This window comes from Sphingobacterium sp. UBA7249 (genome assembly GCF_002472835.1).
GTDB lineage: Bacteria > Bacteroidota > Bacteroidia > Sphingobacteriales > Sphingobacteriaceae > Sphingobacterium > Sphingobacterium prati.
Map to the genome: position 1 here is coordinate 49,170 of NZ_DKST01000024.1, position 26,695 is coordinate 75,864.

Here is a 26,695-nt window from a genome sequence, read left to right on the forward strand (position 1 = left end):
TCTAATTTTATCCCCTTTGCGGTTTGCAAGGGGGATTTTTTTTGCGTAAAGCTTAGTTTTTCGATCATGCAATGTTTCTTAATATAGTACTTTTTTAGGGATTCATTCGTTCACCATCGAATTCGCTTCGCCAAGGCTTCGGCACAGTGTCGTATCTACTTCGCCCTAAAGTCGGGGTGAATCCGTATTGAGTCCATGATGAGTCCGTGTTGAGTCCGAGTCTCGGACGCATTTATCAGATACTCATTGTGTAGTAATCACGCTCGCATCTGGTAGCAGAGGCGAATCTGTCCCAAATCTGTCCCGAATCAGATACAAATATGACCCGAATAACTCCCCGAACTTGGAGTCAGCGAGGGTTAAAGTTTTTGGGGTTTTTCGCCGAGCCGAACCGCAATCGGATAAATCGACTAAGAAAGATGGGGAAATACCGCGGGATAAGGATCAAATGGGAGACGCTGTAAATAAGAAAAAAGGCCCTGTCATTTTCTCAATTGACAGGGCCTCAAAATTATACTATAAATTATGGAAACTATTAGAAATCAAATTTGACGCGGGCACGGATCCCCCAAGCCGGAGCATCCACATGGTCAAGGTAATTCAGACGTTTGACGTAGTCTACACGCAAAATTTTAAAGATGTTGGACAGACCGATACTGGCTTCCATATAAGGTTCAGAGCCGAAGGTATATGAACTTTGGATATCTTGTGCATTGCGTTGCCATGCAAAGACTTTAGAACCGTAATTCGGATCGTCAGGATCGTTTTCTTTACGAAGACCACCATAAACACCTTTGAAACTAAATACCTCGCGTAGCTTGAGCTTTTTGATCAATGGGATCTTATTCAACAGGAATCCATTCATATAATACTGCAGATTGATAGAGGCGTTGTGATCACTGACAAATTCCAGAAAGTTCATCAAGTTATACGAGTTTAACTGATACGCATAGGTCTGGTTGGCCCGGTGGATTGTCAGGAAAGGAAATGGAATCTCTTTTCCAGCGATGTAATTTCCCTCTGCAGTCACATCGGCGTAACCAAATTGACTTAGGTAAAAACGCTTGAATGCACCTACATTAAAACTATGATAGTTGTATTCTCCTTTTGCCAAACCTTTTATTCCCGCAGTATAATTGAAGGTGAATATCGGGTATTGATTGAAGATCGGCGTACGATAGATTTTACCTTGATAAAATTCCTCATGCGGTGCGTATCTAAAGTTGACCGACAATTCTGTTGTATTTAATTCGTTGAATAATTTATTTTGTCCATTTTCATCCAACATTTGGTAGGTTAGGCTGCCTGCCGGAGTTTGTTTGTTAATATTAAATCCAGCACCAATAGCCAGGTGGTTCAAGAATTCTTTTTTATACTCCAGTCCATAGTTGGTTTCGTAGATATAACGGTCGTTATCACCACGTTTGAAGGATAACAAAAAGTTGTCTTCTTGAATAAACTCGAGCTTTTGTCCGGGAATTTTGGTGTCCTTTTTATAGGAGGCTCTGATATAGTGCATAGGGAAGGAGTATACCGACTTGTTGTTAAAGGCATAAGTCCCACTGAAAAAGTACTTCCATTTCTGATCTTTGAAGCCATAAGCCGCATAACTCTCTGCATAGAAACGTTTGCTCAGTGATTCGGTCGTACGACCACCCACACGCAAGCGAAAGCCTTCAACAGGGTTGAAACTGTAGAATGTATTTACTGGACCAATTTCCACCGGACCGGCTTGTTTGTAACCCGAAAGAAGCAGGGCCGCGATATCCATGAAGGTTCTGAAAGAAGGAATTTTCTGTAAAGTATCTATATTGTGGTAGATATTCAGTTCATTCTGTGCCAAAGCCAAAGGACGTTGTGTTTCAAATAAGGACTTTGTCGCTTTTTTATTCTCGACATTGTAAGCGATTACCGTTGATGGACCATCATAAATGCTGTCGGGTTGTTGCACACCGACTTTATAGTTGTTATAATCGACCGTTCGGCTTCCGCGGATACCCATTCCTTTTTCAGTCAATGAAAAATCAATTCCCAATGTACTTGTCTTCAGGTAGAACCTGCTCTTATTGTCTTTTTCGAATTTGAGCTGAACCTGAAGGTCGCGTACAAAATTTAGGTTGATATCATCCGCAACAGTCATATTGGCTCCTTGAACGGCATAATTACCATCCAGCGTGACATATAATTGCCCTTTAAACAACATATCTGCTTTATTACGGGGTACGAAACTTAGCTCGACCAGCCAAGGCTGAGAAGTTTTGATGGTATCGGTAATGAAAAACTTATAAAATGTCGGTGCAGAATTCGCAATCGGACTCAAAAACTGGTTGGTCACCAATGAAATGTTGTTGTCATAGATATCAACTTGTTCATAGAGTTTATTAAAATAGGCCGTCAAACCATCATTATCTATAAATTTAGGGTCAAACTGTGCACGTTGGTTACCCAAAATATATTGTTTTGTTTTGCTCGGATCCTTACGATAGTATACTTTGGACATTTTCTCCTCGATAAAGGCTGGCAAAAGGTATTTATTCGCTGTTTTGGCCGAATCGTCGGTTTCGAAAAGAAATTGATAATTCTTAAAGATTTTTTTGTTGACGAATTTTTCTGAAAGATTGCTCAATCCCAAAGACATCTTCTCGTATTGATCAAATTCAGCATATTGTTGTCCCGACAGTCGGTTTTTATCTTTATTTTCAATCACCTTACGGATTAGGGCAACGGCAGGATTGTCTTTGTTGCTGTATTTTTTCTTTTTGGCTTTGACAACAACTTCTTCCAGCATATTGTCCTGTGCATCCATTAGGATTTCCTTGGTCTGTACAGCATCATTGGTAACGAAAGCATCCTTATTGTCATAGCCAACATAGCTTGCTCTGATTTTGACATAAGATGTCGGGAAAACCAGCCTGAACTCACCATTTGCATTGGTCGATGTCGAGGTTCCTGCAGCAGCAGGCGCGCCCACGACCGCAACGGTGGCGTAAGCAATGGGGGCCTTTGTCTTTGCATCTTTGACCGTACCTGTCACCGTTTTGGTCTGTGCGAATGCCAGAGATGCTGATAGCAAGAATGTTATCGAGAAAAAGAGTTTATTTATGAAGGTTTGTGCGTTTATTTTAGCTTCCATTATATTGCTATAATCTTGAAAATTCAAAATTGTTTTGTTGTTTTTACTTTATTTCTGACTTTATAGGTATTAAAATCAAAAAATCAGTGAACAAAGGAAACAAAAAATTAAGAATAATTAAAATTTTATTGTGATGTAATAAAGGAAACCTACTTCTTTCTTTTGTGTCTTAAGTTGTTGTTTTGCAGTTATTTGTCTTAAATTATTGATTTAAGTCAATAATTTAGCGTTCACATTTTGACTTCACGATGATTTTCCTGTCAAATATTTGTTGACTTTTGTAACGATATAGTCAATTGCGCTAAAAATCGGGAAGGATTTCAAAGCTAATTTCTTGTTTTGAACCTGGATGCATAAATTTGATAAAAGAGGCATGTAGGTGCAATCTGTTGGCTTTTGTACCGTATAGATCATCACCGACGATGGGAGTGTTCAGGCCTTTTGGATGTACAGCGTGCATACGGAGTTGATGTGTTCTACCTGTTAATGGGTAGAAGCGAACGCGTGTTTTACCATTTTCGACAGCAATTCTTTCCCATTTGGTCTGTGCTGACTTTCCATAGGTATAACAGACCATTTGTCGGGGTCTGTCGTCTAAATCCACACGGAGCGGCAGATCAATCAGCCCGCATTCCTGTTCAATAACACCATCGAGTAAAGCAATGTACTCCTTCGTTATGGTATGTTGTATAAATTGATCCTGTATGAATTGATGCGCCATTTTGTTTTTGGCTACCACCAAAAGCCCCGAAGTGGACATGTCCAGCCGGTGGATAATAATAGGGCCGGCATTTGGATAGCGTTTGAGGACACGATTATAGACGGAATCTTTAACATATATACCGGGAACGGATAAAAACTCTGCAGGCTTGTTGAAGACGATAATATCTTCATCCTCATAGATCTGCGGGAGTTCCGTTTGCAAGGTTGTTTCCTGTTGCATGGGATTCGGGTCGACCGTAAGTCCCTGAAGCATGTAACCCAGAATAGGTTCACATTTTTTACGGCAGGCCGGATAGTAGTTTTTATGTCTGCGGATTTCGGAAGCGGGGGAACAGCCCCACCAAAATTCGGCCAGTGCTATGGGGGTAAGATTGCGGCTGTAGGCATATTGCAATAATTTCGGCGCAGCACATTCTCCGGAGCCTGCAGGCGGCGTACTTTGGTCAAAATCCTGAAAAACGGCAATGACATTCTTGCGCTGCCCTTCAGCATTCAAAAAATTATATTGTTCAAAAAGTTGTCTTTGCAGATTGCCCGATCGGGTCTTGCGCTCCTCTTTCATTGCCAAAATATCGGAAAGCAATTGTTGGAGCTTAAGGTTCTCCGATTCCAGGGCCAGATGCATGTCATATTGATAGCGCTGAAGTTCTTGTTTGTCCTTTAAGCTTTGGCTACGCATATCTTCCATCAGCGTTTCATACGCTTCGTCTGACAGGATAGGCCGCAATCTGGTTCGGGTTTCCTTACGTTCTTTTTTCTGATTTCTGAGTTTTGTTTTGAGCAGGTCGAGCGCTGTGTCCCATTGGTCTTTCAGTCTATGGAGATTGCTTTTTGTTTGTGCCAGTTCGGCGCTGTTTTCAAGAAGTTCAATTTTTCTGTTGAGCGCATTCAAGTGTATTTCTTCATTTAAAAAGAAGCCATCCTTTTCCAGCATGTCAAATATAGGGGGCACAAAGTAGCTGTGTTTGTTGCTACCGGCAAGCTTACCTGATACAGCCGCAAGATATCCGAGGCGGTGTTGCTGATCGCGGACAACCAATATACCAAACATCTTGCCTATGGCAAGACCGTCATTATTTTCTTCAAGCCCAAAGTTATGGGTCCACTCGTTTTGTGTCTCCAGGTAGTCCTGGAGTTCCTGAGCAGCAATAATGGCGAGTGGATGCGGTTCATAGCAAAATGGGAAAGTGAACCGTGACGGGAGCTCGAAGCCCGAAATATCCTTCTTGAATGCATGAAAATAAGCGTTGTTGTCTAAAGTACCCACAGTCTTCCCTCTAATAATTTTCTGACCACAAAAATACGGTTATTATGCGATTGAAATGACATTTTAACGCCGCTTTTTTTGTTTTCCCTGCTTTTTTTGGGTAAATTTAACTAAGCGATTAAAAGATATGGTTAACAAATAAACACAATATGAAAACTTCAATTGGAATTAAAGATGCAGACTTGAAAAAAGTTGCGAAATTGCTCAATGTCTTATTGGCCGACGAGCATATTATCTACATGAAAACACGCAATGCGCATTGGAATGTCGAAGGAGCTGATTTTCATGCTGCTCATTTATTTTTGGAATCCCAATACGATGAGCTGGCCGAAGTTATTGATGAAGTTGCGGAGCGTGTTCGTACGTTGGGCCATTATGCCGTGGGCTCCTTTGATAAATATCTGAAATTAACACGTTTAACAGAGTCTACTTCCGAAAAGACCGATAGCCAGTCGTATTATAAGGAGCTGTTAACAGATCATGAGTCTATTGCGATGTCCATTCGTGCAGATATTGCTGTAGTCGAAGGAACAGCAGACAACGGTACGGAGGACTTTTTGGTTGGACTATTGGAAAAACATGAAAAGATGGCCTGGATGCTGCGCGCGCATTTCATTAAGTAGCATGTAGCAATTCATCTACGGTTATTGAAAAAAATCCTGCCCGTCCTGATGGGGCGGGATTTTTTTTTACGTTTTGTTGTCGGCGCGGGATAATTTTTCTATCTTAAAGAGGAATTAAGCCTTCAGAAACTTTTAACATATACAGCTATGCTTGAAGACGACAACCTAAATCAAACCACACTAAACGAGGAAGAAAATGATGGTACTTTGGAGAGTATGCATCATGTAAATAATCCGGTATTGGATCTGCCCAAAATTGAAAAGAAATACCTCGAAAATGTTGTATCCCACAATCAAAACGATAAATCATACTATTTTTCCGATGGTAAGGCAAAAGTTGAGATTAAGATCGTAACCGATGAGATTGTTCGTGTTCGATTGGCGCCGCAAGGAACGTTTTTAGAGGACTTTTCCTACGCGCTGGCAAAGAAAGATCATCGCGTCAGTATTCATCAGTGTAAAGAAGAGGAAGATCACTATAGCGTGCATACGAACACGATTTCCTGCCGGATCAATAAAGAAGATTTTTTGATTTCTTTCTCTGATCGGGCCGGGAAATTGTTTAATGCGGATCAGGCACCTATGCATTGGGAAGAAAATCCGGATTTTGGCGGATATTACGTCTATAGTACAAAGATTGCTTTTGAAAACGAAGCATTCTATGGCCTAGGCGACAAGGCGACCAAACTTAATCTTCGTGGCAAACGATTAAAAAACTGGAATTCGGATACCTATGCTTTTGCCTACGATCAGGATCCTTTATACAAAACGATCCCTTTTTACATCGGGTTGAAAGATGGGGAAGCCTACGGTATTTTCTTTGATAATACCTTTAAAACATATTTCGATTTTGCTGCCGAGGATCAAAGTAAGACCAGTTTCTGGTCTGAGGGTGGTGAATTGCAATATTATTATATTCATGGCCCTCATATTATTGACGTGATCCGGAGGTACCATACCTTAACCGGAACACATTATTTACCACCATTATGGGCTATTGGGTACCATCAATGCCGCTGGAGTTATTACCCCGAAGCGAATGTACGTAAGGTGGCCGAAGAATTCCGTAAAAGACAGATTCCATGTGATGCCATTTACCTTGACATCGACTATATGGATGGGTACCGCTGTTTTACCTGGAATAAGCAATACTTTCCAAATCCGAAGAAAATGATTGCCGACCTTGCCAATGAGGGCTTTAAGACGGTGGTTATGATCGATCCGGGAATTAAGGTTGACGAAAACTACTGGGTATTTAGAGAAGGAAAGGAGAATAGATATTTCTGTCGAAGGGGCGATGATTATTTTATGGAAGGATTTGTTTGGCCCGGACGCTGTCAATTTCCTGACTTTACGAACCCTGAAGTTCGACAATGGTGGGGAACTTTATACCAGGGACTAGTGGAGGACGGGGTGGCCGGCTTTTGGAATGATATGAATGAACCGGCCGTTTTTGGTCGTGGGACATTTCCGGATGATGTCAGGCATCAATATGATGGCCATCGCGGGTCACATCGAAAAGCACATAATGTCTACGGCATGCAGATGGTGCGTGCGACTTATGACGGCCTGAAGAAACTGTATAAGAATAAAAGGCCATTTACCATTACACGAGCGGCTTATGCCGGCACACAACGTTATTCCTCGGTATGGACGGGAGATAACTTAGCCAGCTGGGAGCATCTTAAACTAGGGACTTTACAGTTGCAACGCTTGTCCACCTCAGGGATGTCTTTCTGTGGAACCGATATTGGCGGATTTACAGGGGAACCGGATGGTGAACTCTTTACCCGATGGATGCAGTTTGGCGTTTTTTCGCCGTTTATGCGGGTGCACTCTGCAGGCGATACCCGTGACCGCGAGCCCTGGAGCTTTGGTGAAGATTGGGAAAAAATAAATAAAAAGTTTATTGAGCTGCGCTATCAGCTTTTGCCATATATCTATACCTGTTTTTGGGAGCAGACCAAATACGGCTATCCGATCCTACGTCCGATTTCAATGGTTGAGCAGCATATTCCAACCAATTGGCAGCGGGAAGAGGAGTTCTGTTTTGGTGATAAAATATTGGTGTCGCCCGTGTTGCAACCTGCGCAGAAAAGCAAGATTGTATACCTTCCTGCCGGAGATTGGTATTATTATTTCAATAATGAGGTTTACATTGGGGGTAAGGAGCACACAATTGCAACACCTTTGGATGAAATGCCACTATTTATTCGCGGTGGATCCGTTATTCCAGAATATCCTGTCATGCAATATACTGGCGAAAAGAAAGTAGAGGAACTGCAATTAAATGTCTATTTTTCAGTAGGTGTGCATCGTTCCTATGTGTATTCTGATCACGGAGACACCTTCGCGTATGAGCAAGATATTTATTTAGAAAAATGCTTTACGGTGTCCGGATTAAAAGATTCCCTGTCAATCAAACAGACCCGTGACGGCTTATTTACCGAGCGGTACGAAGAATATAAACTGCAATTGATAGGGCTACCATTTACGGTAAAAAAAGTAAAAACAGACGGAATTGATACGCTAGTACAGCAAGATGAACAGGGGCGATATTGGATTAATGTCGCACGTGAATTTGACAACATATTGATAGAGGGGTAAACATGGCCTATAACGTAATACCGCATAGTCTTTTTTCGGAATTTGATGTCGCACTGTTCCAGTCGGGCAGGCATTTCAAACTGTATGAAAAATTTGGTTCGCATGAACTTGAAGTAGAGGGTGAAAGAGGCGTTTATTTTGCGGTTTGGGCCCCAAATGCAAAATGCGTTTCCGTAACTGGAAACTTCAATTTTTGGGACAAGGGAAGTCATCCCTTAAATGTCCGTTGGGATACCAGTGGCATCTGGGAAGGGTTTATACCCGGAATAGCCAATGGCGAAACCTATAAATATTGTATTCAAACTGCCGGAGGAGAAGAGCTGGAAAAAGGGGATCCATTCGCATTCAAATGGGAAGTAGCACCTAAGACCGCGTCCATTGTCCATTCGACCTGGTATGAATGGAATGATGGCAACTGGATGAAGGAGCGTATCGTGAAAAATAGGCTTGATCAACCCTGGTCAGTCTACGAACTTCATTTGGGTTCGTGGGTGAGGGATCCCGAGAGTCCGGATACGCTATTAAACTATCGGGAGATTGCGGTGCAGCTCGTTGCTTACGTTAAGGAAATGAATTTCACGCATGTGGAATTTATGCCTGTGATGGAGCACCCCTATTATCCTTCCTGGGGCTACCAGATCACGGGTTATTTTGCCGCAAGTTCACGGTATGGCTCTGCACAGGACCTTATGTTTTTGATCGAAGAATTACATGCTGCGGGCATTGGTGTGCTGTTAGATTGGGTGCCTTCACATTTTCCGGGGGATGCCCATGGGCTCTTTCGTTTTGATGGGACCAGTCTCTATGAGCATGAAGATCCCCGGAAAGGTTTTCATCCCGATTGGCAATCCTATATTTTCAATTATGGACGGAATGAGGTGCGTTCATTTCTGATCAGCAATGCCTTCTATTGGTTGGATCGTTTTCATATTGATGGACTTCGTGTAGATGCTGTGGCTTCTATGCTATACTTGGACTATAGCCGAAATGCAGGTGAGTGGATACCTAACGAATTTGGTGGTAATGAGAACCTCGAGGCCGTACAATTTCTAAAAGAATTTAACGAGGCAGTTTATGCTCATTTTCCGGATGTACAGACGATTGCTGAAGAATCGACTTCTTGGCCCGGGGTGAGTAAACCGACCTACGCGGGAGGTTTGGGTTTTGGAATGAAGTGGATGATGGGGTGGATGCACGATACACTGGATTACTTTAAGGAGGACCCGATCAATAGAAAGTACCATCACGATCGCATCACTTTTGCTACAGTATATGCATTTCATGAGAATTTCATGCTCCCATTATCACACGATGAAGTCGTTTATGGTAAGCAACCTCTGATCTACAAAATGCCGGGCGATGAGTGGCAGAAATTTGCTAATCTCAGAGCATTATACCTATTTATGTATACTTTCTCAGGAACTAAATTGCTGTTTATGGGCGGAGAGTTTGGGCAGACTTCGGAATGGAATGTGAATCAGTCTCTTGATTGGCATCTGTTGGAATTTATGCCGCATCAGGGAATGAAAAAATTTGTAGCAGACTTAAATGCGACGTATCGACAGCAGCCTAGTCTCTTTCAAAAGGCTTTCGATGCATCTGGATTTGAATGGATAGATGCCGGCGACAGGGAAAATTCGGTTTTGGTTTATTGGCGTAAAGCTTTTGACTCCTGGGATGATACGGTGATCGTGATCAACCTGACACCTATTGTCCGGGAACATTTTCGTATTGGGCTACCTTATGCCGGTGAATGGGAAGTAGTATTGAGTTCGGATGATCTCCATTATTTCGGTTCAGGAGTCTGCAGCCAACATGTAGCAAGTGAGCATTTACACTGGATGAATCAGGCACAGTCCGCTCAGTTGGACCTTCCGCCTCTTGGTGGATATATTCTCAAACGCAAGAAGGACTTGAAAGAGACTCCTGCCGTGAAGCACGCAGAACGCGTTCCCGTGTGAAGGGATGCAGCCGGAAGTCAGGCATGTGTGGAAAATAAATTTAATAGGATAAGTTCCATCTGAGCGATGGAGGAAAAATATGTAGCGATGAAAGTATTTCATTTAAGTGTTGAATGTTACCCAATTGCCAAGGTTGGTGGTCTAGCGGACGTTGTTGGTGCATTGCCCAAGTATCAAACTAAACTTGGGGTGAATGCAGCCGTCATTATGCCTTGGTATGATCGCCCATTTGTTAAGGAGCATTCCTTTGATATGATTCATGAGGGGACTTTTTATCAGGGATCCGAATTATTGAACTATAGTGTTTTTCGAGAAAAAGATAATACACTTGGGTTTGAACTTTATTTGATTAAAATACCGAATAAATTGGACCGCCAAGAGGTTTATTGTTATCCGGATGAGGGAGAGCAATTTATTGCTTTTCAGCATGCTATATTAAACTGGTTTAAGGCGAAAGCTATTGTACCGGACATTGTGCATTGCCATGATCATCATGTCGGATTAATGCCTTTTCTGATGAAATATAGCAATGATTATAATTTCCTGGCCGATGTAAAGACTGTGGCAACGGTACACAATGGCCAATACCAGGGATGGACTCATTGGAGCAAGGCGATTCTGCTGCCCGGTTTTGACAGCTGGAAATGGGGGCTTTTGGACTGGGATGGTTTGATCAATCCCCTTGCTGCATTAATCAAGTGCTGTGATGCCTATACGACTGTTTCGGAGGGATATCTTGAAGAGCTTTATGTGGATGCAAATGGCTTACAGCAGCTGTTTTATGATGAGCGCCATAAGTCGGTCGGTATTGTCAATGGAATTGATTGGGATATCTGGAGCCCAGCTAAAGATTATACCTTGATTGAAAATTATGATATGGCTTCGGCGTTTGCCGGTAAACTTAAAAATAAGCAGGCATTGGCTCAGCAGTATAATATTGATCCGAAGCTTCCATTACTGGTTTTTATAGGACGTTTTGCAATGGAAAAGGGCGCGGATTTGTTGCCTGATATAATTTTGGATTTGACTGAAAATTTTCCGGACAGATTAAGTATATTTATACTGGGCGCTGGGGATCCAGCGATTCAATCACGAGTAAAAACACTTGTGGATGAAAAGATAGAAAATTTTGATGTGTTCTTTGGTTATGATGAAAATCTTGCACACTGGCTTTATGCAAGTGCAGACTTTCTTTTGATGCCTTCACGGGTTGAACCCTGTGGACTCAATCAGCTTTACGCCATGAAATATGGGACCTTGCCGATTGTACACCGTGTAGGTGGTCTAAAAGATACGGTCATTGATTTGGAAAGCGATGGATATGGTGTTGGTTTTGATGCACTCGAAACAACAGAAATTAGAACAGCGATTATCCGGGCTGTTAAATATTATGAAAATAGGCCTGAATTTGAGGGCAACCAGCGCAAAATAATGAGTTTGGATTTTTCCTGGGATAAATCCGCAGCGAAATACATAAGTCTATATAACCAATTAATTTAATTTGATATGTCACATCACAATGTAGTAGCTATCGTCTTGGGTGGAGGAAGGGGATCGCGTCTGTATCCGTTGACCGACCAACGGTCTAAACCAGCTGTTCCTATTGCAGGAAAATATCGCTTGGTTGATATCCCCATCTCGAATTGTCTAAATTCGGGATTCAATAAGATTTTTGTGTTGACACAGTTTAATTCGTCCTCGTTGAACTCGCATATTAAGAATACGTACAACTTTAGTATTTTTAGTAAGGGTTTTGTCGACATTTTAGCGGCCGAACAGACTAATGATGGTGACAAATGGTTTGAAGGGACTGCTGACGCTGTTCGCAGATCGTTCCGGAAGTTGGCAAGCATAGATTATGACTACGTCTTAATTTTGTCGGGGGATCAGCTTTACCAGATGGATTTTGATGCGTTGGTGGATTTTCACGTACAAAATGAAGGTGATTTGACGATTGCGACCATTCCTGTGAATGCTAAAGATGCAACAGGTTTTGGAATCCTCAAATCTGATGAGCATAACCATATAACCTCTTTCATAGAGAAACCCAACCGGGATCAGCTAGAGGACTGGGGTTCGGAGGTGAATGATCATTTGAAGGCGGAGGGACGCGAATATTTGGCATCTATGGGCATTTATGTATTCAGTAAAGGTGTGCTGAAGCAGCTGCTGGAAGAAAATAGTGGAATGGATTTCGGTAAGGAGATTATTCCAGATGCGATCGAAAATATTAAAGTACTCAGTTACCAGTATGAGGGCTATTGGACAGATATCGGAACGATAGGATCATTTTATGAGGCCAATATTGGACTGACCGATAATATCCCGGCCTTTAACCTATTTGATAAAAATACAGTTTTTACTCGACCGCGGATGCTGCCACCATCTAAGATTTCGGGGACAACCCTACTTAACTCCGTTATTTCCGATGGATGTATTATCCATGCGGATAAGGTTGACCGCTCGGTGATCGGTGTACGCTCACGTATTGGCATCGGGTCTGTGGTAAGGGGAACCTATATGATGGGGTCGGACTATTACGAAGATTTTTCCGATATGGACGAAGCGAAAAGGAAAAATATGCCTATTGTGGGAGTAGGAGAACGTTGCTATATCGAAAATGCCATTTTGGACAAGAACTGTCGCATCGGAAATGATGTACGTATCAATGGTGGCCCACATTTATTGAATGCTAATCATCAGACTTACACCGTCTGTGATGGCATTGTCGTTATCAAGAAAAATGCTGTTATCCCGAGTGGTACCACCATCGGATTGACAACAGTATAAATTTATTAAACAAGGGAGATAATATATTGTTATAATTGCATGTTATTGTAATAAAAAAATGCAGTTAAAACAGATTATCTCCCTTCTTTTTGTGTTAATCGCACTTGCTGCCTGCGATACCTCCCTGATGGTACAGAGTACCGGTGTATTGCGGGATGCATCGCGAAAATTTGAACTCCATAACGGTGACCGTCGTATTATTTATATTCCGATGCGGCATTTAGGTACGCGTGTATATTATGATCAGGTACAGGCTATGGTAGATTCTCTTCAAAAATCAGGATATGTCGTTTTTTATGAAAGTATCGCTTACCAGGTGGATAGCGCAGCGCAACGTGACCTGTATGACCGCAAGTTTAGAAAATTGACTGGCAACCGTCTGGGGCTGCAACAATGTATTGAAATTCCCGGCGATACCTCCCGCGTATTGAGAGCTCCTCTGTATCGTAAGCTGGGACAGCGTATTATCAGTCAGCCGGATTATTCTTTTTTCCTGGTTAACTATGAAACGGCAGTCAATGCTGATATCCCTAAAAACAAATTATTGGATGATTTTGAATATCGTTATGGTACAATACAGCTGGACGCCTGCGATTATGATACCCCGCTAAATGAACCCTATAACTGTAAACCGATAAAAGCAGCGCTCAAGAATAAGTTTGACAAAGAATTTGTGATGCAACAAAGAGAAGAAAATCTAGCCTCATTGGTGGCGGATGCTCCACAGCAGAAAATTTTAATTTTATTTGGTACATCTCATTTTAAAGGCTTTTTGCGTAATTTGCAGGCCAGAGATCCACGTTGGATAAAGATAAAATAATATGTTAGGAAAGATTTTTATTGTACTGCTCATCCCAATAACCATTTACGTTGTTTATTACCTATTAAATCGCACGGCTAAAAATAATAAAGCGATTAAACGTGTCTTAAGTAATGAGGGGAAGGATATTTTGGAGCAGGAGGTTGACTACTACGGTCGTCTTTCGGCCCAGGATAAACAGGAGTTTGAAACACGTTGCCTAGCGTTTTTGGATACGGTCAAAATAGAAGGTGTGGGGGTGACCGTGGAGTTAAAAGATTATATGTTAATTGCTGCAAGTGCAATTATTCCCATATTTGCATTTAAGAAATGGACTTATCCAAACTTAACCAACATTATGGTCTACCCATCCCATTTTAATGCAGACTATCAGTTTGAAGGACATGCAGATCGAAATATCATGGGAATGGTAGGCGAAGGTGCCATGAATGGACAGATGATTTTATCTAAATCAGCTTTGGAGTATGGTTTTAAAAATGCTAATGATGGGCAGAATACAGCAATCCATGAATTTGTGCATCTCATCGATAAAATAGATGGGACAGTAGACGGCCTGCCAACTTATTTATTGGATAAGACCGCCGTAATTCCTTTTATGAATTTAATACGGGAAGAAATTAACAAGATAAAAACACATCAATCCGATATAGACACTTACGGCATGACTAATCCCGGCGAGTTTTTTGCGGTTGCGTCCGAATACTTTTTCGAGAATCCTGCAAAATTCCAAAAGAACCATCCGGCACTTTATGCAAAACTTTCTGCAATTTTTGAACAAAGTTCAGCGTAGATAGATGAAATTTTAGTATTTTTAAAGCAAACAGAAAATGTTTGCTTTTTTTTTGTTAATTATAACTGTTATGCCTAAAACTACTATTTATTCTACCATTGCATTTGCATGCCTATTATTTTGCGGCAATAATGAGGGTTTTTCTCAGGGACGTTATGCCGTAGGAACAACTTTTAGTGAAATGCCGGATCCGACAAAGGATACACGCTCGGATTGGTCAAATGTTAAACCGGGTTTACATGCTTCGTTTGTGACCATCGATAAACGTTTTCCAAAATCCTTAAACCCCAACATTGCCATCCAGCCCAACATGGCGGTAGATGCATGGAAAGGGGAGCAGGTGTCTGCACAAATACTCTTGTGGACAAATGCAGCTGCTGCAAATGTCGTTGTTTCGACCGAGGAATTAAAATCAACTGCCGGGGAAACCATTCCTGCAGATGTTATACAAGCGCGATTTGTTCGTTATGTGATGACAGATGAATTTGCGGAAGGATGTGGTTATCGCAAGCCTGAAGACTTTAAGGCTGCCCTATCCCCGGATATGCTGGATGATTTAAAAAGTTATAACCTCGAATCCAAGACCGTGCGCCCCGTTTGGATTACGGTAAAGGTCCCAGCAGGAGCAGCTGCAGGTCGGTATAAAACCACAATTGCTGTTAAACAAAATGGGCAGGTACAGCAAAGGTTGGCTCTGACTCTGAATGTTCAGGATCATGTGTTACCACCCGCCTCGCAGTGGACCTTTCATTTGGACCAGTGGCAACATCCATCGGCTGTAGCACGTGTTAATAATGTTAAAATGTGGAGTAAGGAGCATTTTGAAGCTTTAAAGCCGACGATGAAACAGCTGGCTGCTGTGGGACAGAAAGTAATTACGGCGACCCTTAATAAGGATGCATGGAATGTACAAACCTATGATCCCTATGCAGATATGATCAGCTGGAAGAAAAAAAAGGATGGCTCATGGAGTTACGATTATGCGGTATTTGACAAATGGGTGCAGTTTATGATGGATTTGGGAATTAATAAACAGATCAATTGTTATTCCCTATTACCATGGAATAACGAAGTTCATTATTTTGATGAAGCCAAAAATGAACTAGTCAATGTAGTTGCAAAACCTGGAACATCGGTATTTGAGGAACTTTGGACACCATTCTTAAAGGATTTTAGTAAACATGTCAGCGCTAAAGGTTGGTTAAAGATTACGAATATCGCCATGGATGAAAGGCCGCGGGAGCAGATGGATCCAGCGGTAGCACTTTTGGAACGTGTGGCTCCTGAGTTCGGGATTGCCTTCGCGGATAACCATAAAAGCTACCAGCGCTACCAAAAAAGTACGGATATAAGCGTTGCTGTAGGGGATCCTTTCGATCATAATGATCTGATTGAGCGACGCAAGAAGGGCTATATTACCACATTCTATGTTTGCTGTTCGGATGAATTTCCAAATCAATTTACGTTTTCCGATCCAGCAGAATCTACCTATATGGGCTGGTATGCACTTGCCGCAGGTTTTGATGGCGCGTTGCGTTGGGCCTTTAATTCTTGGGTTGCCGATCCTTTACGAGATTCAAGATTCCGGACATGGCCAGCCGGAGATACTTATATCGTTTATCCGCAAGGTCGTAGTTCCATTCGCTACGAACGTATGTTGGAAGGTATTCAAGATTATACCAAAGTAAGTATTCTGAAAGAAAAACTGGAGAAATCCAATGATGAAAGGAATTTGACAACGTTGAATACTAAACTTGCCAAACTTAAAAAATCAAGACGCTATGCAGCTTGGAATGATGATCTTAATGACGCAAAAGCATTTGTAAACGAATTGTCCAACAAAATCAAGTAAGAAAAAATAATGGATTTGAAAAAGACCAGCTGATTCTTTTGGTGAGCAGCTGGTCTTTGTTTTATAAAGTTATTTCTCTGCACAATCCATTTCAATTTAGGCGGCTTTTTCAAAAATTTGCCAATGATTTGGCATTTATCTTTTTTGTGCAATGCTGAATACCCAAAACCATTGTTTCCCAATATTGTTGTTATAAGGAAGCGATCTCGTAATGAATACATCATCGCGTTATTAAAATCTTAAATCATCATATGGGTATGAAAAATGTAGCACACCAAATCGTTGGTATTTTAAAGGATGCGGGAATCAAACGTATTTATGCTGTAACGGGGGATAGTTTAAATTTTTTCAATGAGGCGGTTCATGAGGATGGGACCATGCAATGGATACATGTGCGGCATGAGGAGGTTGGTGCCTTTGCAGCAACAGCAGAGGCAGATTTACATGGAATCGCCTGTTGTGCCGGTAGTAGTGGTCCCGGCCATGTGCATCTGATCAATGGTGTTTATGAGGCACATAAGACGCGTGTTCCGATGTTGGTAATTGCTTCGACCTGCGCCACCTATGAGTTTGGTACCGACTATTTTCAGGAGACCAACCCGATCAAATTATTCGATGATTGTTCATGCTATAATCAAATGATTACTCGGCCCGAGCAAGTGCAACGTATGGTTCAAAATGCATTGCAACAGGCGATTTCGAAAAGAGATGTCGCTGTTATCGGCTTGCCGGGTGATGTTTCCGAAATGGAAGCTGTTCAGATGAATACATCCGCCAAAGTGTTTTTTACGCAGCCACAGATACGGCCTTCTGAGCTGGAAATCGGCCGGTTGGCACAATATATCAATCAGGCAGAAAAAGTAACTTTATTCTGCGGTGTTGGTGCAAAGAATGCGCAGCAACAAATTGTTGAGCTCTCCCAGAAAATTCATGCGCCTGTAGGATATTCGTTTAAAGCTAAATTGGATATTCAACGGGGCAATCCTAACGAAATCGGTATGACAGGACTTTTAGGGACAGCGTCAGCCTTTCAGAGTATGCACCATTCAGATCTGATCCTACTTTTGGGAACTGATTTTCCTTACAAAGATTTTATCCCTACCAATAAAACAATTGTTCAGATCGATATCGAAGGAGAGAAGCTCGGACGAAGATCGATTGTGGATTATGGCCTAGTGGGGGATATTGAGCATACATTAAAAGCTGTTTTACCGTTTGTGGAGGCTAGAAGCGATTCAAGTTTTCTTGAGAAGCAACTGGTTGCTTACGAGAAAGTAAAAGAAGATTTGATGATTTATGTGGATGATTATGGAAGTGAATGCGCAATTCAGCCGGAATTTGTCGCCCATGCAATTGATCAAAAAGCAAGTGATGATGCAATTTTTTTAGTGGATACAGGGATGTCCTGTGTTTGGGGAGCGCGTTATATCAATCAGCGGCGGGATCGCAAGATGCTTGGTTCGTTTAATCATGGATCTATGGCCAATGCCATGCCAATGGCTATTGGAGCCGCGTTGACACATCCCGAAAGACAGATTATTGCCTTCTGCGGGGACGGTGGACTTTCGATGTTGCTAGGGGATTTGGCTACGATAAAGCAGTATAATTTGCCGATAAAACTGATTGTATTCAATAATCGTTCGCTTGGGATGGTCAAGCTGGAAATGCAGGTATCCGGTTTGAAGGATCAAGAAACCAATATGGTCAACCCGGATTTTGCCATGGTCGCACAGGCGATGGGAATCCGTGCATATACAGTGACTCAGCCAGAGGAGGTTGATGGTGTGCTTAGCGAAGCGCTTCGTATAACAGACGAACCTGTGCTGATTGATATTTATACAAGTCCAAATGCCTTGGCCATGCCACCTAAAATTTCCTTTAGTCAAATGAAGGGAATGACTGAAAGCATGGCTAAATTGATGCTTTCAGGTAATTTTGAAGAAGTTTGGGACACTATAAAATCCAATTATAAGCATTTGAAGTCGCTATGAGCGCGTTGAAAAGATCCAATATTGTAAAAAGCCTCCTCAATATAAATCATATTGGGGAGGCTTTCTTTCAAGAATAAATAATTGTTCGGACTAATGATTGAATTTAATGAATTTCAGATCAACACTGGCGTTGAACAAACCAAAGGCTCTTCAATAACTCCTCTTTACAGCGTCGAAGTTTTTCTATTTTCGATTCGGCAGAAATAGAGACATTCTCTTTAACAATAATAGCCAAATCTGTTTCAATGGATAATTTAGTGAGGGATGTACACCCACTATCAAATTTCTTAAAGCTCACATCTTTCATACTAATATTGGTTAAGCATTCCTGAATTTTATAGAGTACAATTTACTAATAAAAATTAGCTTAACAATAAGCTATGCATAATTTTATTGTTACTAAATTATTTATTTTTAATCTTTTATCGCATTATAACTTATAAACAATACTGGTGCAATTTTTGTTTTCTGAATTCCAAAATATTAAATCTTAGTTATTTAAAACAATATGTTGTTTTGATTGCTATTTATTATATTAAAATAAAACAGCGGATATAAACTGTTTTAAAGTCTGGAAAGTCATACTAAATGACTTCCTCTAATGTTTAGTTTTATCATTTTAAGCTTCATATTTAAAAAAATATTCACATGAAAATAATCAATCTTGCATGGTCATTACTGATTTTTGCTGCCGCTTGTCAGCAGACTGGCAAAAAGAAAGTTGACGAAACACAAAGGCAGTCAGACACCACTAGTGCTACTGAAGCAATAGCAAATAACGGCACGTATCAATACCTCAAAAATGGAGATACAATTTCGTTAACAATTGCGGTCGATGGTGATAAAGTACATGGCGACCTGAATTATTTCTGGAGAGAAAAGGACCGAAACGTCGGTTCGATTGACGGTGTACTTAAAGATAGCTTATTATTGGCCGATTACACTTTTTCTTCCGAAGGACAGCAATCTATCCGTCAAGTTGCTTTTAAATTCACTAAAAACCGGGCGGTTGAAGGCTATGGTGAAATGGAAGAAAAAGGTAATAAAATGTCATTTGTTGAGCCTGGAAAATTGGCTTTTGATGAAAAATTTGTGCTAGAACATGTAAGCGGCTCAGCACAATAACAAGATCCTTGGAATAAATATAATCAGTCCGATCAGTAAGGCCGTTAGGCTGCTCAGTACGACTGCTGCTGCCGCGATATCCTTTATCCGTTTGATGCCAGGATTTTTTTCCTGACAGACAAAATCAGCGAGATGTTCTACAGCAGTGTTCAATAACTCACAGACAAGGACAAAACCGATGGCGAAAATAACCGCCAGCCATTCATAATGACTTATCCGGAGGAGGTAAGATAGCATTATCGCTAAAATTGCTGCAACGAGATGCACCCTGAAATTGTGCTCTTCTTGCCAAACTATTTTTAATCCGTTGAAGGCATAGCTGAAACTACGGATTCTATTTTTCCATGAAAAGTTGCTTCTTGCCATAGTCGTCCCTAAAATTTATGTAAATATAATCTTTTTGTTTTTGCCTTGTTTTAGATTTATGTTTGCCGCTATTGTTGTTCTAATTGCGGTCTTTGCCAGTAGCTAGTGCTTCGGATAGTAATTGTTTTGCAGATAGGTGAGGCCCGCCATGTTTTGGGTGGGATTTGAATTCCTTTGTATGCAATTTCAATCGTGGTATTGGAAGTACGCACTATTTTTGAGTAAATTGCTTTATGATCTATAATTTTGATAAAATAATCAACCGTAGGGGCACAGATTCGGTCAAGTGGAATCAGCAGAACTATGCCGATTTAATTCCACTTTGGGTTGCCGATATGGACTTTCCAGCATCGCAACCAGTTATAGAGGCGCTAACTGAGCGTGTTCAACATGGCGTTTATGGCTATGCCAGAGTTCCAAATGCTTTTTATGATGCGGTTTCAGGTTGGTCTGAACGTAAACATGGCTTTCAATTGCAGCGAGAATGGATACTTCCTGTTTTAGGAGTAGTGCCGGCAATATCAGCTATTGTCGCCGCATTGACAGATTCTGGCGATAAGGTGCTGATACAAGAGCCTGTCTATCACTGTTTTTTTTCATCCATCGAACGTAATGGTTGCGAAGTTGTTTCCAACGATCTTTTGTACCAAGATGGGCAATATAAAATTGATTTTGAAGATTTTGAAGCTAAAGCGAGCGATCCAAAGGTAAAGCTCTTTATCCTCTGCAGTCCACATAACCCAGCGGGTAGGGTATGGACCAAGACGGAGCTCGAACGCCTTGGGGAGATCTGCTTAAAGCACGATGTCCTCGTTATCTCGGACGAAATCCATTGCGACCTGGTTTTTGAAGGATATCAACATATTCCATTTGGAACGATCGATCCCTTATTTCTAACCAATACGATTACTTGTATTGCGCCGAGCAAAACCTTTAATCTGGCGGGATTGCAAGCTGCCACTGTCATCGTCGCGGATCCGTTGCTCAACAAGAAGGTGCAGCATGCTTTTCTCGTCAATGAGATAGCCAGTATAAGTCCTTTTGCGATTACGGGGCTAATTGCAGCCTATCAGCAAGGTGAGGACTGGTTGAAACAGGTCCTGGTCTATATTCATGACAACTATAGTTATTTGAAAAATTTCATAGCGGAGCATCTGCCAACGTTGAAAGTTGTTCCGTTGGAGGGAACTTATCTGGTTTGGGTAGACTGTTCGGCTTTCAAACTTTCTAGTCGAAAGCTGGGGCAGATGTTATTGCAAGATGTCCATTTACAAGTGAATGTAGGGGCAATGTATGGTAAGGGGAGTGATTGTTTTATCCGTCTGAATATTGCCTGTTCCAGATCTATCCTAGATGAAGGGCTCGTCAGACTGAAAAATGTGTTGCTGAATTTGCCAGAAGAATAACGAATTATTATCGTTATTAGCTTACTCCGATATAAAAAAACACCTGAACAATTTGATTCAGGTGCTTTTTTTTAAGGTGTTTTTTAGCAACGTATTATATGCCCATTTCCTTTAAAATAAAATGAGCATTATCAATCTTATCAGCAACCCAAAGCACATACCGGATATCCACGCCAATGGATCGGCTATAGCTCTCATTCCATGCAAAATCGTTGATTGTAGCGTCGTAAGCGCGGTCGAAGTTTACACCGATCAACTCACCATTAGCATTCATGATTGGCGAACCGGAGTTGCCACCGGTGGTGTCCATGTCATACAGTATATTGACTGGAACGGATCCCAGGTCTTTCTTGAGATACGGGCCGAAGTTTTTATTGAGATAAGCGGCCTTAATTTCCTGCGGGTAATCAAATTCTGGCAGGCCGAGATTCCCTTTCTGAATAATGCCTTCAATAGTCGTGAAAGGTTTCATATAAGTTGCATCCGCAGGAGCATAGCCTTTGATGTGTCCATAAGTCAGACGCAAGGTGGAATTGGCATCTGGAATAAAGTTTTTAGACTGAAAAACTTCCTTTACAGCGACATAGTCACCCATCAGTTTATTCAAAACACCTTCACGTCTTTTTTGTTCGGCAGCGAAGATGACAATATCACTGTTCAGTTCATTTTGAAAATTCAATAGCTTGTCATCAAATTGCTGTAAAGTATTTGCATTGGCCAAAACTGTATTTAAAATATAGTTCTGATCGCTCAACTTACTGCCATTGATGATTTGTGTTGCATATTCATTGGCCGTTTCGCTATTCAATTGGAGCTTTTGAACTGATGTAATCTGATTTTTACCCTGGAAAGCAGCAGCGTCGGCAAGCATTTTCCCTAAAATACGTTGGTCTGCCTGTTTGTTGTAACTTTCATAACTTTCTTTGAGGCTCTCTTTGAGCTGCTCAACATTGTAATCAAACAACTGTTTGGCTGACTGCGAAGACCGTTCTTTACTTATTGCAGCTTTTAAAGTATTGAGATCGCGGGCAACTTTTAGTAAACTCGTGCTGTTATATATGTTGTTAATCCAAAGTTCTTTCAATGCATCCTGATTACTGACCTGATAGTAGGCATCAATATCGTTTAATAGATGACCATATTTATCTTTAAGTTCCGGCTTGCTTAAAATAAATGCAGCTAGCGCCTCATCTTCTTGTTTTTTGGTCGAGAGAAGATCTATACCACGCAATCCTTTTAGTTTACCCCGATAATTTTTGAGCACATTGGCGTTACGTTTGATCCGTGTTGCCAGAGAAAGCGCGATATCTGTATTGTCTTTACCAGCTTCTTCCATTTGTCTATTTTGGAAGTCGTAAAGATTAGAAACATATGGTAATAAATAATCCTGTTGGTATTTAATATACTGAGCCGGGCGGTGTCTAAATGTTTTGCCCGGATAACCCAGGATAAAAGTGAAATCGTTTTCATTGACGCCATTTGGATTAACTTTCAGATGTTTTTTGGGCTGATATGGCACATTATCTTGCGAATAGGGGGCTGATTTTCCATCTTTACCCACATAGGCCCTTAGGAATGAGTAGTCACCTGTATGGCGTGGCCATACCCAGTTGTCAGTTTCTCCGCCAAACTCGCCAATATTCTGGCGTGGAATATATACCAGACGGACATCTTCGATCGTTTTGTAGCGAAACAATACATAGCTCTTACCGATGAACATTTCGGATACTTCGGCTTTGATCGTTGGATCTTCCTTTTCGGCCTGTTTGACAAGTTCTTCTTGTTTTCTTTTGATGGTATTGATGCGTTCGACCGGATCACTGATATTGGCTACAGCATTTAATATTTTAGCTGATACATCTTCGTACGAATCTGTAATTCTTATTTTTAGGCCTTTTGCTTCAATCTCCTGTTCTTGATTTTGCGCTACAAAACCATTTTTTAGATAATTGTTGATGGCAGTACTAGCGAGCTGAACTGCTGAAAATGCACAGTGATGGTTGGTAATGATCAAACCACGATTGGAAACGAAAGATCCTGTACACCCACTGACCTGAACCAAAGCGTCCACCAATCCAACCTGACCGGGATTATAAATATCCTTTTCACTGATCTTTAACCCGGCTTTTTTTAGCCCGGCTCTATTCAAGTCACTTAAAGGGTACATTCCTTCATCCGGATTTGCTTTACCAAGCGGAATGTTCGTAGCGGTTAAAAGTAGTGCTAATGCAATTGTAGTATGATGAATAAAATTCATAATATTTTTAAATATCAACTGTTGTAAATCTTCAAATTTAAGAAAAGCTTTTTGATGAATCCGACTTTTCTGTCAACTATTGTCATAATTGCAGGGCCATTACAACTTTTGGCAAGGTATTTATTGTATTATATCGTAGCACATGCAATCGTCCGCCCTAAAAAATTGTGTATTTGCCATCGTTTTACAGGAGTATTCGTAATTTTGGGCTTTAAAGATTTTAACATGACCTTAATCCAATTGGAATATATCATTGCTGTTGATACTTATCGTAGTTTTGTCGCCGCAGCTGAAAAGTGTTTTGTGACACAGCCGACATTAAGTATGCAGATCCAGAAACTGGAGGAATCGTTGGGAGCCAAAATCTTTGACCGGAGTCGTCAGCCAGTTGTACCCACTGAAATTGGTGAGAAGATTATTCTCCAGGCGAGGTTGGTCCTGACCGAGAGCCGGAAGATCAATGAGATTGTCCAGGATAAAAAGGGCGAGATCGAAGGGACGTTAAAAGTGGGTGTCATTCCGACAATTGCACCGTATCTGTTGCCGAAGGTATTAACAACTTTTATGGAGAAATATCCAAAGCTGCAATTGCAGATTTGGGAGTATACAACCGAGCGTATTGTGCATGAGCTGAAAGTTGGTCTTTTAGACTGTGGCGTGCTGTCGACACCATTAAATGATCCGGGCATATTAGAGTCGCCTTTATTTTATGAGAATTTTGTTGCTTATATTTCTGAAAATAGCCCTTTATTTTCCAAGAAAGTGCTGAGTGGGGATGATATTGCTGACGATAAGCTGTGGCTGCTCAATGAAGGACATTGTATGCGTGGACAAGTACTCAATATTTGTCATCATAAACATAATCAGGATCTGTCTGGACGTTTTGAATATTACACAGGCAGTGTGGAAACACTTAAACGAATGGTGGATATCAATGATGGTATAACAATCTTACCCGAGCTTTCGATTTCAGATTATGTGGATGAGCAACTGGATAAGATCCGGTATTTCAAATCGCCGGAGCCTGTGCGCGAGATCTCTTTAGTTACGACACAGAATTATGTGAAGCGACATGCGATCCAGGCATTGGAAAAAGAAATATTAGCAGTGGTACCCGATAAATTCAAAACAAAAAAGAAAAAGGAAGTGTTGAGCTTTCAATAAGAAGACATGACAAATCTCAGTGTACGTTTTTTTAAGAAGATAGATCAGATTAATCAGTGGCGGATGAAAAAAGTTTCTAACCGGAACTTTATTATTCTCTTGGCCTTTTTAGTCGGTATTGTTGGTGGTCTGATGGCGTCTGTATTAAAAAGACTGACGCATTTTATTGCGGCGACGATTCAGGATGACATTGACTGGAAAGTTAAATATTCTGTTTATTTGATTTTTCCTTTAATCGGGATATTGCTGAGTGTGTTTTTTGTTCGGAAATTTCTAAAGGGCAAGAAGATGGAACACGGTATTACGCCGATTATCTATGCCATCAGTCGCAAGGGGAGCCGATTGGATCCAAGTAATATCTATTCGCAGGTGGTCACTTCGGCGATCACTGTTGGTTTTGGAGGGTCTTGTGGATTGGAAGCCCCGGTTGCCTTAGGGGGCTCATCAATTGGTTCTAATATCGCCCGTTTTTTTGGTCTGCAATACAAAGAAGTCACCATGCTTTTAGCCTGTGGCGCGGCGGCTGGAATTTCTGGCGCGTTTAACAGCCCCTTGGCGGGAATGATCTTTGCCATTGAGATATTGCTTCCAGAATTCTCCATTCCAGTCTTTATTCCACTTTTGATTTCTTCGGCGCTCGCTGCGGTGGTATCACGTCTCCTGTATAGTGAACCGCTATTCAGTACATTTAATTCGGACTGGCAGGTCTCTGCTTTGTTGTTTTATTTATTACTGGCGGTATTGATCGGTTTGTACACGATCTATTTTGCCCGCGTCTCTAATACGGTAGGAAAGTGGTTCTCCAAAATAAAGAATCCCTACAGCAAAGTTTGGGTAAGCGGAATATCCTTGGGTCTAATGATTTTTGTATTTCCCGCACTCTACGGTGAAGGCTATATCACGATCCAGCAGATTCTGAATGGGCAATTTAACGCGATCGTAAAAAATAGCTTGTTTTCTGATTATAAAGATATTGGATTGGTAGTGCTGGGCTATACGATTTTGACCTTATTTGGAAAATCTTTTGCGGCATTATTTACGTTAAATGGGGGCGGGAACGGTGGTGTATTTGGGCCTAGTCTAGTGATGGGCGGGCTATTGGGCTTTGCTTTTTCCTATGGAGTCAACCTGACTGGAATCGCTGAATTAAATGTGCCAAATTTTGTGGTTGCTGGAATGGCAGGAGCATTAAGTGGTATTATGCATGCCCCATTGACGGGTATCTTCTTAATCGCGGAAGTGACAGGAGGCTACACCTTAATGGTTCCTTTGATGCTGGTCTGTTCAATTTCTTACTTGATCAATCGTACTGTCTTAAAATACTCTATCTATACGAAAGTATTGGCCGAATCAGGCGATCTGATTTCTTATGAAGACAAGGATCGTTCGGTGCTGAGCATGATGCGGATTAAATATGTTCTGGAAACCAATTTTGTGATCTTGCGACCTGACGAAACGCCTAAGAGTAGACAGTCGGATATTATTCATAGCAAACGCAATATTTTTCCGGTGGTAAGTTATGAAGGTAAATTTATGGGGCTCCTTTATAGTGAGTTTCTGTTTTCTGTCTTGTTGGGAGAGGTGGAAGGAGGGGATATCCCATTTGAAAAATTGGCACAGAAACCAAATGATACCGTTGGAATCAACGAGAACATGGAAATTGTCATGGCTAAGATGAACAAGGATGACACTTGGATATTGCCTGTGCTTGGGGATGAAAATAAATACATGGGATTTGTATCCAAGTCCAGTGTTTTTAATAAATACCGTGCATTACTTATCCGTCAGGGACACTATCTAGAATAAATTAGTATGTTGTA

Annotated in this window: 17 protein-coding genes; 13 read left to right on the forward strand and 4 right to left on the reverse strand. The window is 41.2% G+C overall.

The genetic code is table 11. From position 1 onward, the window contains the following. Positions 1-535 precede the first annotated feature (535 nt). On the reverse strand, positions 536-3,133 hold the full coding sequence (locus tag B4A24_RS15970) for a DUF5686 family protein (RefSeq protein ID WP_293946088.1): 2,598 nt from the start codon (positions 3,131-3,133) through the stop codon (positions 536-538). Positions 3,134-3,434: 301 nt separating this feature from the next. Further along, complete coding sequence (locus B4A24_RS15975; RefSeq protein WP_293946089.1) at positions 3,435-5,123, reverse strand: RluA family pseudouridine synthase; 1,689 nt, start codon at positions 5,121-5,123, stop codon at positions 3,435-3,437. A gap of 149 nt (positions 5,124-5,272) precedes the next feature. On the opposite strand from B4A24_RS15975, the gene B4A24_RS15980 reads away from it, so the two are divergent. From B4A24_RS15980 to B4A24_RS16025, 10 genes are all read left to right on the forward strand, one after another. Beyond that, the gene (locus B4A24_RS15980; protein ID WP_293946090.1) at positions 5,273-5,746 is read left to right on the forward strand and encodes a Dps family protein; all 474 of its coding nucleotides are present in this window, start codon (positions 5,273-5,275) and stop codon (positions 5,744-5,746) included. Positions 5,747-5,893: 147 nt separating this feature from the next. After that, a complete protein-coding gene (locus tag B4A24_RS15985) occupies positions 5,894-8,353 on the forward strand; it encodes a glycoside hydrolase family 31 protein (RefSeq protein ID WP_409456466.1) in 2,460 nt (819 codons plus the stop codon). Between the two features lie 2 nt (positions 8,354-8,355). Then, positions 8,356-10,314, forward strand: coding sequence for a 1,4-alpha-glucan branching protein GlgB (gene glgB, locus B4A24_RS15990; RefSeq protein ID WP_293946091.1), 1,959 nt, complete (start codon positions 8,356-8,358; stop codon positions 10,312-10,314). 87 nt (positions 10,315-10,401) lie between these two features. Then, positions 10,402-11,814 carry a glycogen synthase gene (locus B4A24_RS15995; protein WP_293946092.1) on the forward strand — a complete coding sequence of 471 codons (1,413 nt, stop codon included), beginning with the start codon at positions 10,402-10,404 and terminating at the stop codon, positions 11,812-11,814. Positions 11,815-11,820: 6 nt separating this feature from the next. After that, a complete protein-coding gene (locus tag B4A24_RS16000; protein WP_293946093.1) occupies positions 11,821-13,104 on the forward strand; it encodes a glucose-1-phosphate adenylyltransferase in 1,284 nt (427 codons plus the stop codon). A 58-nt stretch (positions 13,105-13,162) separates the two neighbouring features. Then, complete coding sequence (locus B4A24_RS16005) at positions 13,163-13,924, forward strand: hypothetical protein (RefSeq protein ID WP_293946094.1); 762 nt, start codon at positions 13,163-13,165, stop codon at positions 13,922-13,924. Position 13,925: 1 nt separating this feature from the next. Next, the gene (locus B4A24_RS16010; protein ID WP_293946095.1) at positions 13,926-14,714 is read left to right on the forward strand and encodes a zinc-dependent peptidase; all 789 of its coding nucleotides are present in this window, start codon (positions 13,926-13,928) and stop codon (positions 14,712-14,714) included. A gap of 70 nt (positions 14,715-14,784) precedes the next feature. Then, on the forward strand, positions 14,785-16,566 hold the full coding sequence (locus B4A24_RS16015) for a DUF4091 domain-containing protein (RefSeq protein ID WP_293946096.1): 1,782 nt from the start codon (positions 14,785-14,787) through the stop codon (positions 16,564-16,566). 257 nt (positions 16,567-16,823) lie between these two features. Further along, complete coding sequence (locus B4A24_RS16020; protein WP_293946097.1) at positions 16,824-18,557, forward strand: thiamine pyrophosphate-dependent enzyme; 1,734 nt, start codon at positions 16,824-16,826, stop codon at positions 18,555-18,557. 648 nt (positions 18,558-19,205) lie between these two features. Next, positions 19,206-19,682, forward strand: a complete 477-nt coding sequence (locus B4A24_RS16025) for a hypothetical protein (protein WP_293946098.1) — start codon at positions 19,206-19,208, stop codon at positions 19,680-19,682. On the opposite strand, the gene B4A24_RS16030 is transcribed toward B4A24_RS16025, so the two are convergent. After that, positions 19,671-20,048 carry a diacylglycerol kinase family protein gene (locus B4A24_RS16030; protein ID WP_293946099.1) on the reverse strand — a complete coding sequence of 126 codons (378 nt, stop codon included), beginning with the start codon at positions 20,046-20,048 and terminating at the stop codon, positions 19,671-19,673. The genes B4A24_RS16025 and B4A24_RS16030 overlap by 12 nt on opposite strands. A gap of 233 nt (positions 20,049-20,281) precedes the next feature. Between B4A24_RS16030 and B4A24_RS16035 the strand changes: the two genes are divergently transcribed. After that, positions 20,282-21,454: a MalY/PatB family protein gene (locus B4A24_RS16035; protein WP_293946100.1), complete on the forward strand. Its 1,173-nt coding sequence runs from the start codon at positions 20,282-20,284 to the stop codon at positions 21,452-21,454. 94 nt (positions 21,455-21,548) lie between these two features. Here the strand turns inward: B4A24_RS16035 and B4A24_RS16040 are convergent, their stop codons facing one another. Beyond that, positions 21,549-23,711, reverse strand: a complete 2,163-nt coding sequence (locus tag B4A24_RS16040; protein WP_293946101.1) for a S46 family peptidase — start codon at positions 23,709-23,711, stop codon at positions 21,549-21,551. A gap of 225 nt (positions 23,712-23,936) precedes the next feature. Here B4A24_RS16040 and B4A24_RS16045 point away from each other — a divergent pair, with 225 nt between their 5' ends. After that, a complete protein-coding gene (locus B4A24_RS16045) occupies positions 23,937-24,875 on the forward strand; it encodes a hydrogen peroxide-inducible genes activator (protein ID WP_172395265.1) in 939 nt (312 codons plus the stop codon). A 63-nt stretch (positions 24,876-24,938) separates the two neighbouring features. Next, positions 24,939-26,681 (forward strand): chloride channel protein, encoded by a 1,743-nt coding sequence (locus tag B4A24_RS16050; protein ID WP_293946102.1) that lies wholly within the window; start codon positions 24,939-24,941, stop codon positions 26,679-26,681. Positions 26,682-26,695 lie beyond the last annotated feature (14 nt).

Excerpts from the sequence above, each read along its gene's own strand:
- B4A24_RS16005 (WP_293946094.1), top strand. The coding sequence starts at position 13,163 with ATGCAGTTAAAACAGATTATCTCCCTTCTTTTTGTGTTAATCGCACTT.
- B4A24_RS16025 (WP_293946098.1), top strand. The coding sequence starts at position 19,206 with ATGAAAATAATCAATCTTGCATGGTCATTACTGATTTTTGCTGCCGCT.
- B4A24_RS15980 (WP_293946090.1), top strand. The coding sequence starts at position 5,273 with ATGAAAACTTCAATTGGAATTAAAGATGCAGACTTGAAAAAAGTTGCG.
- B4A24_RS16020 (WP_293946097.1), top strand. The coding sequence starts at position 16,824 with ATGAAAAATGTAGCACACCAAATCGTTGGTATTTTAAAGGATGCGGGA.
- B4A24_RS16000 (WP_293946093.1), top strand. The coding sequence starts at position 11,821 with ATGTCACATCACAATGTAGTAGCTATCGTCTTGGGTGGAGGAAGGGGA.
- B4A24_RS15985 (WP_409456466.1), top strand. The coding sequence starts at position 5,894 with ATGCTTGAAGACGACAACCTAAATCAAACCACACTAAACGAGGAAGAA.
- B4A24_RS16050 (WP_293946102.1), top strand. The coding sequence starts at position 24,939 with ATGAAAAAAGTTTCTAACCGGAACTTTATTATTCTCTTGGCCTTTTTA.
- B4A24_RS16015 (WP_293946096.1), top strand. The coding sequence starts at position 14,785 with ATGCCTAAAACTACTATTTATTCTACCATTGCATTTGCATGCCTATTA.
- B4A24_RS16030 (WP_293946099.1), bottom strand. The coding sequence starts at position 20,048 with ATGGCAAGAAGCAACTTTTCATGGAAAAATAGAATCCGTAGTTTCAGC.
- B4A24_RS16035 (WP_293946100.1), top strand. The coding sequence starts at position 20,282 with ATGATCTATAATTTTGATAAAATAATCAACCGTAGGGGCACAGATTCG.
- B4A24_RS16045 (WP_172395265.1), top strand. The coding sequence starts at position 23,937 with ATGACCTTAATCCAATTGGAATATATCATTGCTGTTGATACTTATCGT.
- glgB (WP_293946091.1), top strand. The coding sequence starts at position 8,356 with ATGGCCTATAACGTAATACCGCATAGTCTTTTTTCGGAATTTGATGTC.
- B4A24_RS16040 (WP_293946101.1), bottom strand. The coding sequence starts at position 23,711 with ATGAATTTTATTCATCATACTACAATTGCATTAGCACTACTTTTAACC.
- B4A24_RS16010 (WP_293946095.1), top strand. The coding sequence starts at position 13,926 with ATGTTAGGAAAGATTTTTATTGTACTGCTCATCCCAATAACCATTTAC.
- B4A24_RS15970 (WP_293946088.1), bottom strand. The coding sequence starts at position 3,133 with ATGGAAGCTAAAATAAACGCACAAACCTTCATAAATAAACTCTTTTTC.
- B4A24_RS15995 (WP_293946092.1), top strand. The coding sequence starts at position 10,402 with ATGAAAGTATTTCATTTAAGTGTTGAATGTTACCCAATTGCCAAGGTT.